Raw genomic sequence first — 15,762 nt, 5'->3', positions numbered from 1 at the left:
GGGTGGGACCGGTTCGCCTCGGCGGGGGGCCTCCGGTTAGCGTTCGAGCATGACCGACGCAGCAACTGACCGCACCACCGGCGCCGTCGCCGCCGGGCTCGCCACCCTCAGCGAGGACGGCACCGTCCTCGACACCTGGTTCCCGGCCCCCGTCCTGTCCGCCGAGCCCGGCCCGGCCGGCACCGAGCGCCTGACCGGCGACGAGCGGGTCGCCGAGCTCCTCGGCCCGGGCGCGCCCGCCGCGCTGGGCGCCGACCTGCGCCGTGGCGTCGAGGTCGTGGCCGTGCGCACGGTCATCGCCTCGCTCGACGACAAGCCCCTGGACGCGCACGACGCCTACCTGCGGCTGCACCTGCTCAGCCACCGGCTGGTGCGCCCGCACGGCCTGAACCTGGACGGCGTCTTCGGACTGCTGGCCAACGTCGCCTGGACCTCGCTCGGCCCGGTTCCGGTGGACGGGCTGGAGCGGGCGCGGCTCGCGGCCCGCGCCGAGGGCCTGCACCTCCAGGTGACCAGCGTGGACAAGTTCCCGCGCATGACCGACTACGTGGCGCCCGCCGGCGTCCGCATCGGCGACGCCGACCGGGTACGACTGGGCGCCCACCTGGCCGCCGGCACCACCGTCATGCACGAGGGCTTCGTCAACTTCAACGCCGGCACGCTCGGCACCTCGATGGTCGAGGGCCGCATCAGCGCGGGCGTCGTCGTCGGCGACGGCTCCGACATCGGCGGCGGCGCGTCCATCATGGGCACCCTCTCCGGTGGCGGCAAGCAGGTCGTCTCCATCGGCGAGCGCTGCCTGCTGGGCGCCGAGGCCGGCATCGGTATCGCGCTCGGTGACGACGTCGTGGTGGAGGCGGGCCTGTACATCACCGCCGGCACCCGCGTCACGCTGCCCGACGGCGAGGTCGTCAAGGCCCTGGAGCTCTCCGGCGTGAGCAACCTGCTCTTCCGGCGCGACTCCACGACCGGCCGCGTCGAGGCCCACCAGCGCTCGGGCTCCTGGGGCGGCCTGAACGAGGCGCTGCACAGCCACAACTAGCCGTCCGTGCGCCGAAACGCCGGCCGCCCCCGCTGGTCACGGCGGGGGCGGCCGGCGTTCGCGCGTGGCCCGCGCGCCGGGCGCGCGGGCCGGGCGACCTAGTGCCGGACGCGGACGACCTGCGGGTCGTGGTCGCTGGCCTGCTCGGCGAACTCCGCGTTGACGTGCACCACGTCGTACTCGGCCCGACGCAGTCCCTTGCTGGTCAGGATGTGGTCCAGGACCTGCGAGTTGCCGTTGTAGACGTAGCCGTACCGCTCCCGTCGCGGCAGCTGGTTGACCAGGTCGGTCAGGACGCCGCCGTCGGTGAGGGCCCTGAGCGCGGGGGAGAACGCGAAGTCGTTGAGATCGCCGGCGACCACCACACCCGCCCGGGGCTCGACGGCCAGCACCTCCTTGACGAACGCGTTGACCGCCTTGGCCTGTGCGAGCCGCTGCGTCTCCGAGCTTCGCGCCGGCGGCTGGAACCGGCTGTCCAGGCCCTGGTCACCGCCCTTGGAGTTGAAGTGGTTGGCCACCACGAAGATCGGCTTGCCCCGGAAGGAGAACTGCCCGACCAGCGGCTTGCGACTGGCCTTCCACGCCTCGTTCGCCGGGTCGATCCGGCCGGGCGAGGCCGACAGGACGGGCGCGCCGTCATGGTCGAGCACCCGTACCGGGGTGGTCGCGTCGCCGCCTGCGGTGTCCGTGAAGGAGACCCGCTCGGGGTTGAAGAGGAAGGCGTTGCGAATGTTGCCGCCGGGCTGGCCGCCGTCCTGGTCGTCGGCGGGGTCGATCTGCCGCCAGGAGTACGCCGGACCGCCGGCCGCCCGGATGGCCTCGGTGAGCTGACGCAGCGTCGCCTCGGCCGAGACGACGGAGTCGTTGGTGGGGCCGTTGTCGTCCTGCACCTCCTCCAGTGCGACGATGTCGGGTGAGGCCAGGTCCCGGACCAGCCCCTGGGCCAGCTGGTCGAACTTGGCCGCCGGGGTCTTCGGGGAGAGGTTCTCCACGTTGTACGTCGCGATGGCCAGCTCGCGCTCGTGCTGCGGGCGGGTCCGCTCGCGCCGCAGCCCGCCGTCCGCCAGCTCGCCGAGCTCGGTGGCCTGGATCTCGTAGCCGCCGAACTGGTCGTAGTCCAGCGGCCCGGCCGTGACGCCGGCGAGTCGGTCGTTCACGTTCGCCACCGGGAACGCCCGCTCGGCGTACGGGATGAGCGAGGCGACCTTGACCCGGCCCCCGCGCGGGTCACGGTAGGAGTCGTAGAGCACGCCGCCCCGGGCGGTGCGGCCCTGGTGCGGCTCGGCGGTCACCCACAGCTCCTGGTGCGTGCTGGTGGCGCCGACCACGGGGGCGTCGCGCACGGAGACCCGCATGCCCTCCAGCGACTCGTACCGGTCCAGGGCGTAGCGGGTGGGCCGCAGCCGCAGCCCCTCGATGCTGCCGCCGCCGGCGGAGGGCGCGTATCGCTGGGGGAGGGCGGCGGCGTTGAGGACGAACGCGGCGGGCAGTGGCTGGCCCGAGGCGCGCACGGTCCACGTCGCCCGGCCGAGCTGGGTGACCGACTGGAGACCGGCGTCGGCGCCGCCGGGATAGTACTCGCTGACCGTGCCGGAGACCTCGACGGCGTCGCCGACGGCCACCTTCGGCGTGCTGGAGCCGGTGAAGACGAAGACGGCCTCGCTGGTGGCCGGGTCGCGGTCGGGCCTGGGGTCCTGGAGCCAGAAGCCGCGCGCCGAGCCGAAGGCGCGGACGGCCGTGACGATGCCGGGCACGTCGCTGACGTCCTTGCCGGCCAGCGGCGACAGGCGGGTGTCGCCCTGGATGTCGTGCACGCGTATCCCGGCGGCCGACGCGGACTGCGGCACCGCCAGGAGCCCGGCGGCCAGGGCCGCCGCGACGACGGCCGTGACCGTGACGGAGCGGCGGGTGCGGGAGGCGCGGGGCGAGCCCGGGCGGGGTGCGGCGAGGGGCAGCGGCGACATGGCGGGGAGCCTTTCCGGGGAGGGGGCGGCGACAGCGGTCGCTGTGCGCCGCGTGGCACGGTGGCGTGCCGGCGAACGAGGTGTACGCGGTGCGCGAGGTGTGCGCACGGTGTGAAGGCGGCGGAGCGGGCGGGCGGGGACGGTGGGACGGGCGTACGGGGGCGCCCCGCCGGAGCGGTCGGCGAGGCGCCCGGCCAGGGGGACGGCCTCCGGGGCGTGGGCGGGTCGTGAACCCGTAGGTCTACGCGCGTCAATCTCGTGCGCGCGTCAGGGTGTTGTCAAGGCTCGCCGGGTGGCCGGTGGCCGTCGGACAGGTGAACCGGATGGCTCCGGGGGAATCCGTCTACGCTGGGACACCGTGCCGTGACGCGACCCGTACGGCAGGGACCCCCCAAGGAGATGACCCAGCAGATGCCCGAAGACCGCCCCACCATGCCGCCGGTCATGCTGCACACCGAGGCAGAGCTCGCGCGGGACGCGCTGAGCGCGCCGCTGTTCGTCAAGGCGGTGCGGCTCGCTCGCTGGGCCGCCCCGCACCGGCCCGTGGGAGCGGGCGGTGAGCTCCTGGTCGACGAGTTGCGGGCGGCGGTCAAGGAGCTGGGCCTGGACGACGACGAGGACGGCCCCGGCTACGCCGCCGAGGCCTGGCAGCTCGCCCTGGACATCGGGCTGGTCGAGGTGGACGGCGCCGAGGAGGACGCCTCGCCGGACGCGGACGGCGCCACCCCGGATGCCGAGGCGTCGGAGCCGGCCGGCACCGCGCGCCCCGGCGAGGAGTTGTCCCGCTTCGTCGGCGGCGCCCCGCGCGAGGTGCTGGAGCTGTGGCTGGACGGCCTGGAGACCGTCCTGGCGGACGCGGCGGCTCCCGACCTGGCCGACCTCGTCGACCAGCTCGACGGCGGCGGCGAACTCGACCTGGACGCGCTCGACTGGAGCCCCGAGGAGGAGGCCGACTTCCTCGACGGCGTGCTCGGCAACCTCTACCTGCTGACCGCGCTGGAGGAGGGGGCCGCCGACCGCGCGGTACCGCTGCCCGCACTCGCCGCCTCCATGATCGTCCCCGACGACATGGACGAGCCGACCGACGCCGTCCTCGAAGAGGTCTCCGACGCGATGATGCGGCTGGACGAGCAGTTCCGCATGCTCGCCCCCACCGGCCTGGTCGACTACCGCCCCCTCGACGAGGAGCTCATCGAGGAGGTGGACGGCGAAGGCCAGGTCGCCGAGCCACGGCGCGGCATCGGCGAGGCCGAGGTGGACGACGAGGACGTCGCCCGCTACGGCATGGTCAGACTCACCCCGCTCGGCGTGTACGCCGTGCGCTCGCGCATGCTGGAGGCCGGCGTACACGCCCCGCTCGTCGGCGAACTGGCCGAGGCCGACGCCGAGGCGCTGCTCGCCGCCCTCCCCTACTTCCCGGACGCGGCGGCCCGCGCCGAGGCCGAGCGGTGGCTGACCGGTCGGGCCGCGCAGCCCGCCGCCAGCGAGCTCCTCGCGGCGGCCCGAGGCAACGACCCCGAGGCCCCGCTGCGCCGCCTCACCTGCCAGCAGACCCTCACCCTGGTCGGCCCGGAGGCGGAACCGGCGCTGCGCGCGGTGCTCGCGGACCCGCACCTGGGCGGGCTGGCCCGGGTGTGGCTGGCCGAGCACGGGGCGTCCGAGGTGCCCGAGCCGTCGGAGGAGATGGTCTTCTGGCTGACCGTGGACACCATCGCGGCCCAGCTCGCGGCGGGCGGCGACTCGGCGGAGCTGCGCGACCTGGTGCGCGGCCTGGTGGACCGCAGCAGTGGCTTCTTCGACTCCGTCTGGCGCGTCGAGCACCCGGCGACGGTGGAGGTGCTGGAGGCGATGGGGCGGCTGCACCCGGACAAGAAGGCCGCCAAGGACGCGCGCAAGGCCGCCTTCAAGGCCCGTTCGCGGCACTGAGTCCGGCCGCCCGGCGGGCCGGCTGACCGTTCGGGCCCCGGGCCGGGTGCCCGGGCCCCGGCCGACGGGTGGCCGGATGTCGTCCCGACGGTGGGGATCGCGGCCCGCTCGGTGGTCCTCCGCCCCGTCACGGCGCGGGGGAGTGGCGGGTCCGGGCGGTGGTCGGAGCCCTCCGGGGGAACGGTACGGCCAACCGGCCCCGCCGATGTCGCGCCCCGTTCAACTGGTGTTCGGTCGCGGGCGGAAACCTGGCCGCGGCATGTCAGGCGGACAGATCCGGCCACCAGGAGATGAAGATGCCGCTTACCCGCAGGGACTTCGCGAAGCAGACCGCGTACACCGGTGCCGGTGTCGCCCTCGTCGGCACGGTTGACGTGCTCGCCACCGCCCCCGGCGCGATCGCTGCGGACGGCGGCGAGCGCGGGCACCGGCCCCAACTCGGCTACGGGCCGCTCGTTCCCGACCCCAAGGGCCTGCTCGCGCTGCCCGCCGGCTTCTCGTACCGCGTCATCACCCGCACCGGCGAGACCACGCTGGAGACGGGCGAGTCCACCCCGTCCAACCACGACGGCACCGCCACCTTCGCCGGCCCGCGCGGGGCGACGTTGCTGGTCAACAACCACGAGCTCAGTGGCCCCCGGTCCAAGTGGCCGCACCCGGTGCCGCTGGTCGAGGGCCTGGTCTACGACCCGGCGGCCTCCGGCGGCTGCACCGTCGTGGAGGTCTCGCGCCACGGCGACCACGTCAGCGAGTGGGTGGGCATCGCGGGCACCGCGACCAACTGCGCGGGTGGCCGGACCCCTTGGGGCACCTGGCTCACCTGTGAGGAGACCGAGGACAAGGCCGGCCAGAACGGCATGACCAAGGACCACGGCTACGTCTTCGAGGTCGACCCGCTCGACCACCCGCGCGGCCACCACGCCGCCACGGAGCCGGCCAGCGTCCGCGCCAACCGGGACCCCAAGCCGATCAAGGCCCTGGGTCGGTACGCCCACGAGGCCGTGGTGGTCGACCCGCGGCGCGGTCACTTCTACCTGACCGAGGACGCGGACAAGCCCAACGGCCTGTTCTACCGCTGGGTCCCGCCGCACGGCTTCTCGGCCGGCCGCCGCGCCCTGCGCCGGCTCGCCGACGACGCGGGCGTCCTGCAGGCGCCGCAGTGCTACGACTCGGGCGGCCGGTTCGTGGACGACCTCTCGCGGGCGCGCAAGGTCGGCACGGTCTACGGCGTGGACTGGATCGACGTGCCCGACCGGGACGCGAGGAAGGTCTCGGTGCGCAAGCAGTTCCGGGACGACCAGGTCACCCGGGCGCGGAAGCTGGAGGGCATGTGGTGGGCCGACGGCGGCGCGTACATCGTGGCCTCCTTCGCCCGTGGTGAGAGCCCCGTCGCCCACGACGGCCAGGTGTGGTTCTACAACCCGCGCCGGCGCACGCTCACCCTCAAGGTGCTGCTCGGCGTCAACCAGGACCCGGACAAGGACGGCGCCTTCGACGGCCCGGACAACATCACCGTCTCCCCGTACGGCGGTCTGGTCATCGCCGAGGACGGCGACGGCATCCAGCACCTGTTCGGGGCGACGGACAAGGGCGAGACCTACCCGATCGCCCGTAACGAGCTGAACATCGGCACCGCCGAGAAGCCCTCGTTCAGCGAGTTCACCGGGGTCGTCTTCTCGCCCGACGGCGACACCCTGTACGCGAACATCCAGGTGCCGGGCATCATGCTCGCGATCACCGGCCCGTGGCGCCGCCAGCCCCACCGACCGCGCGGCCACGGGCACGGCCACGACCGCGACTGACCCCCCGGGCCTCGGCCCGTCCGGCTCGCTTCGTCCCCCGCCCGCCCGGCGTCGCCCCGGCGTGCCGGGCGGGACGGGCGCCGTCTCCGCGCGGCGGTTCTCCGGTGCGCAGGGGCTGGCCCGTGAGCTATCTGGTCCCCGAGCGACCCCGTTCCCGAGCCCTCTCGCCCGCGGAAGGCCCCGGCCGTACGGGGCCTCGTCCGGGTCGGCACCGGTCCGTACGGGGCCTCAACCGGGTGGGCGCCGGTCCGTGCGGGGCCGCGTTCGCGAGGGTGCCGGGTGGCCGGCTCCGGGGCGCTCCCCGTACGAGCGGGGGTCGGCCGTACGAGCGGGGGTCGGCCGTACGAGCGGGGGCCGGCCCGTGCGCGGGTCACGGCAGGCCCCGGGGGGAGAGGGGCGGCCCGCGTGACGGGCCGGAGGGCGGACCGGGAATCCTGGCCGGCGCAGGACGTTGAATCCCGTGTGACCTCACGCGTGACAAGCACCCCGTTCTCCGTCCTCGACCGCTCCCGTACCCGGCGGGGGCACGCGGAGGGCGAGGCGCTGCGCGACACCGTCGCCTTCGCCCAGCTGGCCGAGGAGCTGGGCTACCACCGGTTCTGGGTCTCCGAGCACCACAGCGTGCCCGGCGTCGCCGGCTCGGCCCCGACCGTGCTGGCCGCGGCGGTGGCGGCGGCCACCGAGCGCATCCGGGTGGGCACCGGCGGGGTGATGCTGCCCAACCACCAGCCGCTGGTCGTCGCGGAGCAGTTCGGAGTGCTCGCCGCGCTGTATCCGGACCGGATCGACATGGGTCTCGGCCGGTCCGTGGGCTTCACCAACGGTGTCCGGCGCGCGCTGGGCCGGGACAAGGACGCCGCCGCCGCCTTCGGCGCCCAGCTCACGGAGCTGCTCGGGTACTTCACCGGGCGGCAGCGGGCGCACCCCCAGGTGCACGCGCGACCGGCCGAGGGGCTGCGGGTGCCCGCGTTCGTGCTGGCCACCGGGGCCGGCGCGGACGTGGCCGCCGAGGCGGGGCTGCCGCTGGTGATCGCGGCCGTGGTCGGTGAGGAGCGGATGCTGGCGGCCGTCGAGCGCTATCGGGCCGCCTTCCGTCCCTCCGCCCAGGCCGAGCGCCCCCATGTGGTGGTGGCCGGCACCGTCGCGGTCGCGGAGACCACCGAGCGGGCTCGGCGGCTGCTGGTGCCCGAGGCGTGGTCGCTCGCCTACTCGCGTACCCACGGGGTGTTCCCGCCGCTGGAGCCGGCCGAGGAGACGGAGGCCCGGTCGATGACGGAGCGCGAGCGCGAGCGGTTCGAGGAGGCGATGCTCGGCCACGTCCACGGCACCGAGGACGAGGTGGCCACGGCGCTGGAGGGCCTCATCACCCGGACCGACGCGGACGAGGTCCTCGTGACCACCAGCAGCTACGACCGCGAGGGCATGCTCGACTCCTACCGCCGCCTGGCCCGTCTCGCCCACCTGCCCGACGCGCGCGAGCGGCCGACGAGCGCCACGCCCGGGCCACACGGCCCCCTCCCGCTGGCCGCCGCGCGCTGAGCGACCTACGCCGGGTGAGCCGGCACCGGTCGGCCGACGGCGCGGGCTTGTCCGGGGGCGGGGCAAAAGACCGGGCCGGAGGGGCGACGGTCGGGAGCGGGGGCCGGGAAAACGACGGCTCAGGCCGCCGCGACGACCTCGTCGCGTATCGCCTTCCACCACGCCGCGCGCAGCCGGTCCAGCTCCTGGAGCTCCGCGGGCGACCAGGAGCGCCGCTCGGCGACGTACGTCCGGATCGCCTCGTTGGCGAGCGCGGCGGGTGAACGGGGGCCAGGGGTCGGGGGATGGGTGGGAACCATGCTCAACACCTTAGAGCCGGGGACTGACATCGGGGTCACGGCGGATGTCGCGCGGGCGACGGCCCGGTGAGCTGATCGCCCCGCGCGCCGCGCCCGCCCCGGGGACGGTCTGACTCCAGGCCGCCCCCGCCGCTCCGTCCGGCGGCGGGGGCGACGGCGGGGGGCGACGGCGCGGGGCGTCAGAGCGCGGCGCCGCCGGGCTTGACCATGCCGCGAACGGTGCGCGCGTCCACGTAGTCGCCGAGCGCCGTCATCTCCCACTCGCCGCTGAACTGGCGGATCATCTTCGCCATCAGCACGCCCGTGCGCGGCTCGGCGTGTGTGAGGTCGAAGCGGACCAGCTCCTCCCCGGTACCGGCGTCCACCAGCCGGCAGTACGCCTTGGCGACGTCGGTGAACTTCTGGCCGGAGAAGGAGTTGACCGTGAACATCAGGCCGGTCACCTCGGGCGGCAGCCCGCCCAGGTGCACCGTGATGACCTCGTCGTCGCCGCCTCCCTCGCCGGTGAGGTTGTCGCCCGAGTGCTGGATCACGCCGCTCAGAATGGAGAGCTTGCCGAAGAAGCAGGCGTCGATCTTCTTGCGGTTGGCACCGTACGCGATGACGGACGCGTCCAGGTCGATGTCCTTGCCGCGGAACGCGGGCTCCCAGCCAAGCCCCATCTTCACCGAGGTCAGTAGCGGGCGACCGCCCTTGACCAGGGAGACCGTCTGGTTCTTCTGGAGGCTGACGCGGCCCTTGTCGAGGTTGATCTTCCCGCCGCCGGCCGGGGGCGGCGGGGGAGCGGTCGGGGCGGTGTGCGGCGCGGGCGGCGGCGCGTGGGTCGGCGGGGCCGGCGGTACGGGCGGGGCCGCCGGGAACCCGGCGACCGGCGCGGGCGCGGCGGGGGCCGGGGGCGCGACGGGCTGGGGCGCGGGGGCCGTGGGCTCCTCGACGCTGACGCCGAAGTCGGTGGCGATGCCGGCCAGGCCGTTCGCGTACCCCTGGCCGACCGCGCGGACCTTCCACGCGCCCGCCCGTCGGTAGACCTCGACGACGACCAGCGCCGTCTCCGCGCCGAGCTGGGGCGGGGTGAAGGTCGCGATGACCGCACCGCCGTCGGCGCCGCGCACGGTGGCGGTCGGCTCGGTGCCGGCGAAGGTGGCACCCGGCGCGTCCAGGCTCGCCGTCACCACGATCTTCTCGATGTCGGCGGGCACGGCCGCGGTGTCCACGGTGATCGAGTCGCCGGCGCCGCCGGCCGCCGCGCGGTGGCTCACTCCGGGCCCGGTGGGCTGGTTGTAGAAGACGAAGTCGTCGTCGGAGCGCACCTTGCCGTTGGCGGTGAGCAGCAGGCCCGAGACGTCGAGCCGCACCGGGGCGGTGACGTCCACCGTCACGCGGGGGACGGGGAGAGGGAGGTTCGAGCCGGGTGTCATAGCGGTCATGTCCCGGGTAACGACCGGGCGCGCTTTACGGTTCCTTGACCAGCGCGTCCGGCCCACCCCACGGGCGTGGTCCGCCCGCACCGCCCGGACGTGGTCCGCCCCGCCGCACGGTCGCCGCCAGACCCCGCCCGGCGCGCGGGCGGGACCCGCCGCGCGCGGTCCGGCTCCCGCCCGCCCCGGCGGGTCCGGTGGTGGCTCGATCTCGCCCTCGGTGGTCGGCGGTGGAAATAGTCGCCCCGGGTAGCGCGCTGGCCTCGGTGTTCGCCTCGGCCCGCCGCGCACCGGGGCGAACACACCGTCAGCCGACCCGCCGGCACGCCCCGTCCCGCACGGCCCACCGACCGGTCGGCGGCGCGGGCCCCGCCCACGCGATCACGCACCCGTGTGAGAGCGCGCCCCCACGCGAGCGCGGTGACGTGGGGGCGCGCCCCCACACCCAGGTAAGGAGGACGCGGATGCCCCTGTCCGTGGCAGAGCGCCAGAGCTTTCTCGCCGAACCGCACGTGGCGGCCCTGGCCGTCGCCGAGGTCGACCGCGCGCCGTTGAACGTGCCGGTCTGGTACGCGTACGAACCCGGAGGCGACGTACGGGTGATGACCGAGCGCGGCTCGCGCAAGGCCCGACTGATCACGACGGCGGGCCGCTTCTCGCTGCTGGTGCAGCGCACCGAGCCGACGTACCGGTACGTCACCGTCGAGGGGCCGGTGGTCGCCGTGGAGCCGGCCACGGAAGAGGAACTGTCCGCGATCACGGCCCGGTACCTGCCGCCGGAGCGGGTCGCGGAGTACGTGGCGCGGATGCTGGCCCACGCGTCGGATCTCGTCACCTTCCGGCTCCGCACCGAGCGGTGGCGCTCGGCCGACCCGGGAACCTGACCGGGTCCGCCGCGCCACCGGGGCCGACACCTGGCCCGGGGCCCGCGTCCGGGTCCGCCGCGTGGGCGTCGGCCCCCGCGTCCAGGGGCCGGGCGGCGATGGGCCGGGGCCGGCGGCCGATCGTGGCCGCCGCCACCCCGGCCACGCAGACCGCCATGCCCAGCAGGCCCAGCGTGCCGACCCGGGTGCCCCACATCACGTACGCCCACACCGCCGTCGTCGGCGGGGTGAGGTAGATGAGCGCGCTGGTACGGGTGACGCCGTCACGGCGCAGGCTCAGCCAGTAGAAGCCGTAGCCGCCGACGGTGGACAGCAGCACGACCCAGCCGACGGCCAGCCAGAAGGCGCCCGTGGCGGGCGCGTCGGCGTGCCCGGTGGTCCCGGCGACGGCGGAGAAGAGCAGCGCGCTGGTCAGGCAGTGCACGGGCAGCGCGTCGGTGGGCGAGAGCGGCGCGTGGGCCCGGCGTTCGAGGAAGCTGGCGGCCAGCAGCGCCGCCATGCCCGCGAACGGCAGGGCGTACGCCCAGCCGGGGGCCGTCGCGCCGGCGAGGTCGCCGCGCACGACCAGCGCGACGCCGACCAGCCCCACGCCGAGCCCCGCCCACTGTCGCCCGCGCACCCGCTCGCCGAGCAGCCGGCCGGCCAGCGCCCCGGCGGCGAGCGGCTGGAGGGCCGCGATGAGCGCGCAGGTGCCCGTCGGCACGCCGAGTCCGACGGCCCACACGACGGGGCCGACGTAGCAGCCCTGGGAGAGCAGTCCGATCAGCGCCTGCTCGGCCAGCGCGCGGGCGGGCAGCCGACGGCGGCGTACGACCAGCCAGGCCACGCCGAGGAGCGCGGCGGCGGCGACGAACCGCCACATCAGCAGGGTGTCCGCGGGGGCGTGGCGGGTGCCGAGCTCGGCGCCGACGAAGCCCGAGCTCCACATCACCACCAGGCCACTGGCCAGTGCCGCCGAGCCGATCGCGCTGGGCATGGGCATGGGGTGTCCGCTCCTTCGGGTCGTGGGCGCGCGGGAGGACGCCCGGCACCCGGAAGTAAACCGATCTGTTTACCTGCCGCCCCCACTACACTAAACAGATCGGTTTACCGTCAAGTCGTGGGGCGTGATCGCGACCCACGATCCGGAGCGGGGCCGGGCCGGCGACCAGCTGTGGTGCGTGAGCGGGAGGCGAGTGGCATGGGAGACGGCGAGGCGACGGGGGCACCGGCGCGGCGGGCGCTGACGCCCGGTGCGCGGCGGGTGCTCGACGCGGCGGCCGAACTGTTCTACGGGCAGGGCATCAACGCGGTCGGCGTCGATCTCATCGCCCAGCGCGCGGGGGTCACCAAGAAGACGCTCTACGACCGGTTCGGCTCGAAGGACGCCCTGGTCGCGGCGTACCTGCGGGAACGAGACGAGCGCTGGCGCGGCTGGCTGACGGCCCGCGTCGAGGAGGCGGGGCGCTCCGCCGGGGAGGCCGCGGGCACCGCGCGGGTGGTGGCCACCTTCGACGCGCTGGAGGTGTGGACGCGCCGTGAGAACCCGCGCGGCTGCGCCTTCGTCAACGCGGCGGCCGAACTGCCCGACCCCACCCACCCGGGACACCTGGCCGTCATCGAGCAGAAGCGCTGGCTCCGCGACTACCTGCGCGCACTGTGTCGCGCGACGCCGGCGGCGGACCCGGAGCGGCTGGCCGACGAACTGGTGTTGTTGTACGAGGGGGCCATGGTGCTCGGCGGGCTGGCCGTGGTGGACGAGCCGGTACGGCTGGCGCGCGAGCTGGCTGTCCGTGCCCTGGCGCAGCGCGGTCTGACGGCGACCTAGGCCGCACCGGCGCGGGCTCGCCCCGGGCGGCGTCCCGGCCCGCCGGCAGCCGCCGCCCGGCCCGCGAGGGCCCCGCCTCCCGCACCCTTGACCCCCTCGAATCGGCGGTCCTAGAGTCCCCGCAGACGCACTGTCACGGTGCGCGTTCGGCCGGGCGGGACACCCGGGACCAGGCGTGTACGCGCGAGGGAGGGCCTGCCGTGCCAGCAGTGTGGAGCGTCGACCCGCGCACCGGGCAGCGGCGGGAGCGGGTGGCCGACGAGGCGGACGCCGCCGCCGTGGACCGGGCGGTCGCCGCCGCGCACGCGGCCCGCGCAGCGCTCGCCGACCGAAAGACCAGGGCCGCGTTCCTGCGCGCCGCCGCCGACCTGCTGACCGCGCAGGGCACGGCCGTGGTGGCCGTCGCCGACGCGGAGACCGCGCTCGGCACCGCGCGACTGACCGGCGAGCTGGCTCGTACCGCCTACCAGTTGCGTGCCTTCGCCGACGTCGTGGACGAGGGCGGCTACCTCGACGTGACCATCGACCACGCCGACGCCGCGCTCACCCCGCCCCGCCCCGACCTGCGCCGCTACAAGCTGCCGCTCGGCGTCGTCGCCGTCTACAGCGCCAGCAACTTCCCGCTGGCCTTCTCCGTGCCGGGCGGCGACACCGCCAGCGCGCTGGCCGCCGGCTGCCCCGTCGTCGTCAAGGCCCATCCGGACCACCCCGCCACCTCCGAGCTGTGCGCCGCGCTGCTGCGCCGCGCCGCCGAGCGCACCGGGCTGCCCGCCGAGGTGGTCGGTCTGGTGCACGGCTTCGACGCCGGGGTCGCCCTGATCAACCACCCGCTGGTGCGGGCCGCCGGGTTCACCGGCTCCGTGCGGGGCGGCCGAGCGCTGTACGACGCCGCCGCCGCCCGCCCGCACCCGATCCCCTTCTACGGTGAGCTCGGCAGCCTCAACCCCGTCGTGATCACCGAGGCGGCGGCGGTGGAGCGGGCGGAGGACATCGGCAAGGGGCTCGCGGGCTCGATGACGCTCGGCGTCGGCCAGTTCTGCGTCAAACCCGGCCTGGTGCTCGCACCCGCGAGCGAGGCCGGCGACCGGGTGTTGGCCAGCCTGGCCGAGGCGGTCGGGGCCACCCCGCCCGGCGTCCTGCTCGACGCCCGGATGCGGGACGCCTTCCTGGCGGGGGTGCGTGAGCGCGCCGCGCTGGCCGAGGTGCGGGGCGCGGCCGACGAGGGTGCGCCGGCGCCCGCCGCCGGGGCCGGGCCGAGCTCGGCCGACGGCACGGTGCGGGCCGGGGTGCTCACCGTGCCCGCCGCCCGACTGGCCGCCGAGGGCCCGCACGACCTGCTCCTCGAGGAGTGCTTCGGCCCCCTCACCGTGGTGGCCCGGTACGCGGAGGAGGACGAGATCAGCGCGGTGCTGGCCCGCCTGCCCGGCTACCTCACCGCCACCGCGCAGCTCAGCGCCGCCGAGTGCGGAACGCTCCCGCCGCCGGCCGAGGCGGTGGCCCCCGAGGCCGGGACGCCGGACGCCGGGACTGACCGTGCGGTGTCCGCCGCCCAGCGCCGCGCCGCCCGACTCCTGGAACAGCTCACTCCGTTGGCCGGGCGGCTGCTGGTCAACGGCTGGCCCACCGGCGTGGCCGTCGCCCCGGCCCAGCACCACGGCGGCCCCTACCCGGCGACGACCTCCACCACCACCTCGGTGGGCAGCGCGGCCATCGACCGCTGGCTGCGCCCGGTCGTCTACCAGGACACCCCGCCCGCCCTGCTCCCGCCCGAACTGCGCCCGCACAACCCGCTCGGCCTGCCCCGGCGCGTGGACGGACACGTCGCCCCGCGCGGCTGACCACCGCCCGCCCGCACCGCCGCGCGGGACGCGCGATGGCCGGTCACGCCAGGTCACGCGGCGTACGGGAGGGCGGATGCGGCATGGACGCGCCGGGCGTGCGCCCCGCATAGTGAGGTCATGGAGAGCCTGGCGACGCAGCCCACGGTCCGCGAGCAGTTCGCGGCGGAGACCACCTATCTCAACACCGCCTCCCTCGGCGTCCTGCCCCGGGACGCCGCCGACGCCGTACGCACCGCCATCGACGAGTACAGCGTCGGGCGACCGTACGTGCGGGAGGGTTTCGAGGCCGTCCAGGAGGCCCGCGAACTCTTCGCCCGGCTGGTCGGTGTCGGCGTCGACCGGGTGGCGGCCGGCGCCTCGGTCGCGGTGTACGCGGGACTGGTTGCCACCTCGCTGCCGGCGGGCGCGGAAGTGCTCGTCGCGGACGGCGACTTCAGCTCGCTGGTCAACCCGTTCGCCGTGCGGGCCGATCTGAAGCTGCGCGTCGTCGCGCTGACCGAGCTGGCCGACGCGGTGCGGCCCGGTACCGATCTGGTGGCCGTCAGCGCCGTGCAGTCGGCCGACGGGCGGATCGCCGACCTGGCCGCGATCCGGGACGCGGCCCGCGCGCACGGCGCCCGCACCTTCGTCGACGCCAGTCAGGCCGTGGGCTGGCTGCCGCTGCGCGCGGACGACTTCGACTACCTGGCCACGGTGAGCTACAAGTGGCTGCTCACCCCGCGCGGCGCGACGTTCCTGGTCACCCCGCGCGACCGGACGCACCTGACGCCGATCTTCGCCGGCTGGGTCGCGGGCGAGGTGCCGTACGACTCGTGCTACGGGCCCATCGGCCAACTCGCCGACTCGGCGCGGCGCTTCGACGAGAGCCCCGGCCTCCTGGCGTACAGCGCGGCCCGGCACTCGTTGGCGCTGATCGAGCGGATCGGGCCGGAGCGGATCGGTGTGCACAACGCGGCCCTGGCCGACCGCTTCCGCACCGGGCTCGCGGCCCTCGGGCACGAGCCGGTCGCGGCCCCGGGTTCGGCGATCGTGGCCGTGGCGGGGCTGGGGCACGCGGCGGAGCGGCTGGCCTCGGCGGACGTGCTGGTCTCCAGCCGGGCCGGCTATCTGCGGGCCGCGTTCCACCTGTACAACACCGAGGCGGACGTGGACCGGGCGCTGGCGGTGCTGGCCGGCTGAGCGCGCCCGGCCGGGAAGGGCGCGAGACGCGCCGCGGGGCGGCGGTGGCCCAGGCCACCGC

The 15,762-nt window shown here is 75.6% G+C and carries 12 protein-coding genes; 8 read left to right on the top strand and 4 right to left on the bottom strand.

The window, feature by feature from the left end; all coding sequences use genetic code 11:
• The first annotated feature begins 49 nt into the window (after nucleotides 1-49).
• Nucleotides 50-1,042, top strand: coding sequence for a 2,3,4,5-tetrahydropyridine-2,6-dicarboxylate N-succinyltransferase (dapD, locus tag ACFVFR_RS12690; RefSeq protein ID WP_383700414.1), 993 nt, complete (start codon nucleotides 50-52; stop codon nucleotides 1,040-1,042).
• A gap of 98 nt (nucleotides 1,043-1,140) precedes the next feature.
• On the opposite strand, the gene ACFVFR_RS12685 is transcribed toward dapD, so the two are convergent.
• Complete coding sequence (locus ACFVFR_RS12685) at nucleotides 1,141-3,006, bottom strand: endonuclease/exonuclease/phosphatase family protein (RefSeq protein WP_383700411.1); 1,866 nt, start codon at nucleotides 3,004-3,006, stop codon at nucleotides 1,141-1,143.
• Nucleotides 3,007-3,417: 411 nt separating this feature from the next.
• On the opposite strand from ACFVFR_RS12685, the gene ACFVFR_RS12680 reads away from it, so the two are divergent.
• From ACFVFR_RS12680 to ACFVFR_RS12670, 3 genes are all read left to right on the top strand, one after another.
• Nucleotides 3,418-4,932: a hypothetical protein gene (locus ACFVFR_RS12680; RefSeq protein ID WP_383700696.1), complete on the top strand. Its 1,515-nt coding sequence runs from the start codon at nucleotides 3,418-3,420 to the stop codon at nucleotides 4,930-4,932.
• A 296-nt stretch (nucleotides 4,933-5,228) separates the two neighbouring features.
• Nucleotides 5,229-6,734 (top strand): alkaline phosphatase PhoX, encoded by a 1,506-nt coding sequence (locus tag ACFVFR_RS12675; protein ID WP_383700408.1) that lies wholly within the window; start codon nucleotides 5,229-5,231, stop codon nucleotides 6,732-6,734.
• Between the two features lie 474 nt (nucleotides 6,735-7,208).
• Nucleotides 7,209-8,273 (top strand): MsnO8 family LLM class oxidoreductase, encoded by a 1,065-nt coding sequence (locus ACFVFR_RS12670; protein WP_383700405.1) that lies wholly within the window; start codon nucleotides 7,209-7,211, stop codon nucleotides 8,271-8,273.
• A 119-nt stretch (nucleotides 8,274-8,392) separates the two neighbouring features.
• Here ACFVFR_RS12670 and ACFVFR_RS12665 read toward each other — a convergent pair whose 3' ends face one another.
• The gene (locus ACFVFR_RS12665) at nucleotides 8,393-8,572 is read right to left on the bottom strand and encodes a hypothetical protein (RefSeq protein ID WP_383700402.1); all 180 of its coding nucleotides are present in this window, start codon (nucleotides 8,570-8,572) and stop codon (nucleotides 8,393-8,395) included.
• A 179-nt stretch (nucleotides 8,573-8,751) separates the two neighbouring features.
• The gene (locus ACFVFR_RS12660) at nucleotides 8,752-9,990 is read right to left on the bottom strand and encodes a TerD family protein (RefSeq protein ID WP_383700694.1); all 1,239 of its coding nucleotides are present in this window, start codon (nucleotides 9,988-9,990) and stop codon (nucleotides 8,752-8,754) included.
• A 464-nt stretch (nucleotides 9,991-10,454) separates the two neighbouring features.
• Between ACFVFR_RS12660 and ACFVFR_RS12655 the strand changes: the two genes are divergently transcribed.
• Nucleotides 10,455-10,874 carry a pyridoxamine 5'-phosphate oxidase family protein gene (locus tag ACFVFR_RS12655; RefSeq protein WP_383700399.1) on the top strand — a complete coding sequence of 140 codons (420 nt, stop codon included), beginning with the start codon at nucleotides 10,455-10,457 and terminating at the stop codon, nucleotides 10,872-10,874.
• Here ACFVFR_RS12655 and ACFVFR_RS12650 read toward each other — a convergent pair.
• Nucleotides 10,822-11,856: a DMT family transporter gene (locus ACFVFR_RS12650; RefSeq protein ID WP_383700396.1), complete on the bottom strand. Its 1,035-nt coding sequence runs from the start codon at nucleotides 11,854-11,856 to the stop codon at nucleotides 10,822-10,824. The two genes, ACFVFR_RS12655 and ACFVFR_RS12650, sit on opposite strands and share 53 nt — an antisense overlap.
• Before the next feature lie 198 nt (nucleotides 11,857-12,054).
• Here ACFVFR_RS12650 and ACFVFR_RS12645 point away from each other — a divergent pair, with 198 nt between their 5' ends.
• The 3 genes from ACFVFR_RS12645 (at nucleotide 12,055) to ACFVFR_RS12635 (ending at nucleotide 15,701) form a co-directional block, all read left to right on the top strand.
• Nucleotides 12,055-12,681, top strand: coding sequence for a TetR/AcrR family transcriptional regulator (locus ACFVFR_RS12645; protein WP_383700393.1), 627 nt, complete (start codon nucleotides 12,055-12,057; stop codon nucleotides 12,679-12,681).
• 209 nt (nucleotides 12,682-12,890) lie between these two features.
• Entirely contained in the window at nucleotides 12,891-14,519 is a 1,629-nt protein-coding gene (locus tag ACFVFR_RS12640) for an aldehyde dehydrogenase (NADP(+)) (protein ID WP_383700692.1), read from the top strand.
• 120 nt (nucleotides 14,520-14,639) lie between these two features.
• Complete coding sequence (locus ACFVFR_RS12635; protein WP_383700390.1) at nucleotides 14,640-15,701, top strand: aminotransferase class V-fold PLP-dependent enzyme; 1,062 nt, start codon at nucleotides 14,640-14,642, stop codon at nucleotides 15,699-15,701.
• The last annotated feature ends 61 nt before the right edge of the window (nucleotides 15,702-15,762 follow it).

Source organism: Streptomyces sp. NPDC057702 (genome assembly GCF_042799315.1).
Lineage (GTDB): Bacteria > Actinomycetota > Actinomycetes > Streptomycetales > Streptomycetaceae > Streptomyces.
The sequence above is the reverse complement of the archived record's forward strand: the minus strand, read 5'-3'. Positions and strand labels throughout refer to the sequence as shown.

Coding starts and splice junctions, on each gene's coding strand:
- ACFVFR_RS12680 (WP_383700696.1), top strand. CDS start 3,418: ATGCCCGAAGACCGCCCCACCATGCCGCCGGTCATGCTGCACACCGAG.
- ACFVFR_RS12665 (WP_383700402.1), bottom strand. CDS start 8,572: ATGGTTCCCACCCATCCCCCGACCCCTGGCCCCCGTTCACCCGCCGCG.
- ACFVFR_RS12675 (WP_383700408.1), top strand. CDS start 5,229: ATGCCGCTTACCCGCAGGGACTTCGCGAAGCAGACCGCGTACACCGGT.
- ACFVFR_RS12645 (WP_383700393.1), top strand. CDS start 12,055: ATGGGAGACGGCGAGGCGACGGGGGCACCGGCGCGGCGGGCGCTGACG.
- dapD (WP_383700414.1), top strand. CDS start 50: ATGACCGACGCAGCAACTGACCGCACCACCGGCGCCGTCGCCGCCGGG.
- ACFVFR_RS12650 (WP_383700396.1), bottom strand. CDS start 11,856: ATGCCCATGCCCAGCGCGATCGGCTCGGCGGCACTGGCCAGTGGCCTG.
- ACFVFR_RS12635 (WP_383700390.1), top strand. CDS start 14,640: ATGGAGAGCCTGGCGACGCAGCCCACGGTCCGCGAGCAGTTCGCGGCG.
- ACFVFR_RS12655 (WP_383700399.1), top strand. CDS start 10,455: ATGCCCCTGTCCGTGGCAGAGCGCCAGAGCTTTCTCGCCGAACCGCAC.
- ACFVFR_RS12660 (WP_383700694.1), bottom strand. CDS start 9,990: ATGACACCCGGCTCGAACCTCCCTCTCCCCGTCCCCCGCGTGACGGTG.
- ACFVFR_RS12685 (WP_383700411.1), bottom strand. CDS start 3,006: ATGTCGCCGCTGCCCCTCGCCGCACCCCGCCCGGGCTCGCCCCGCGCC.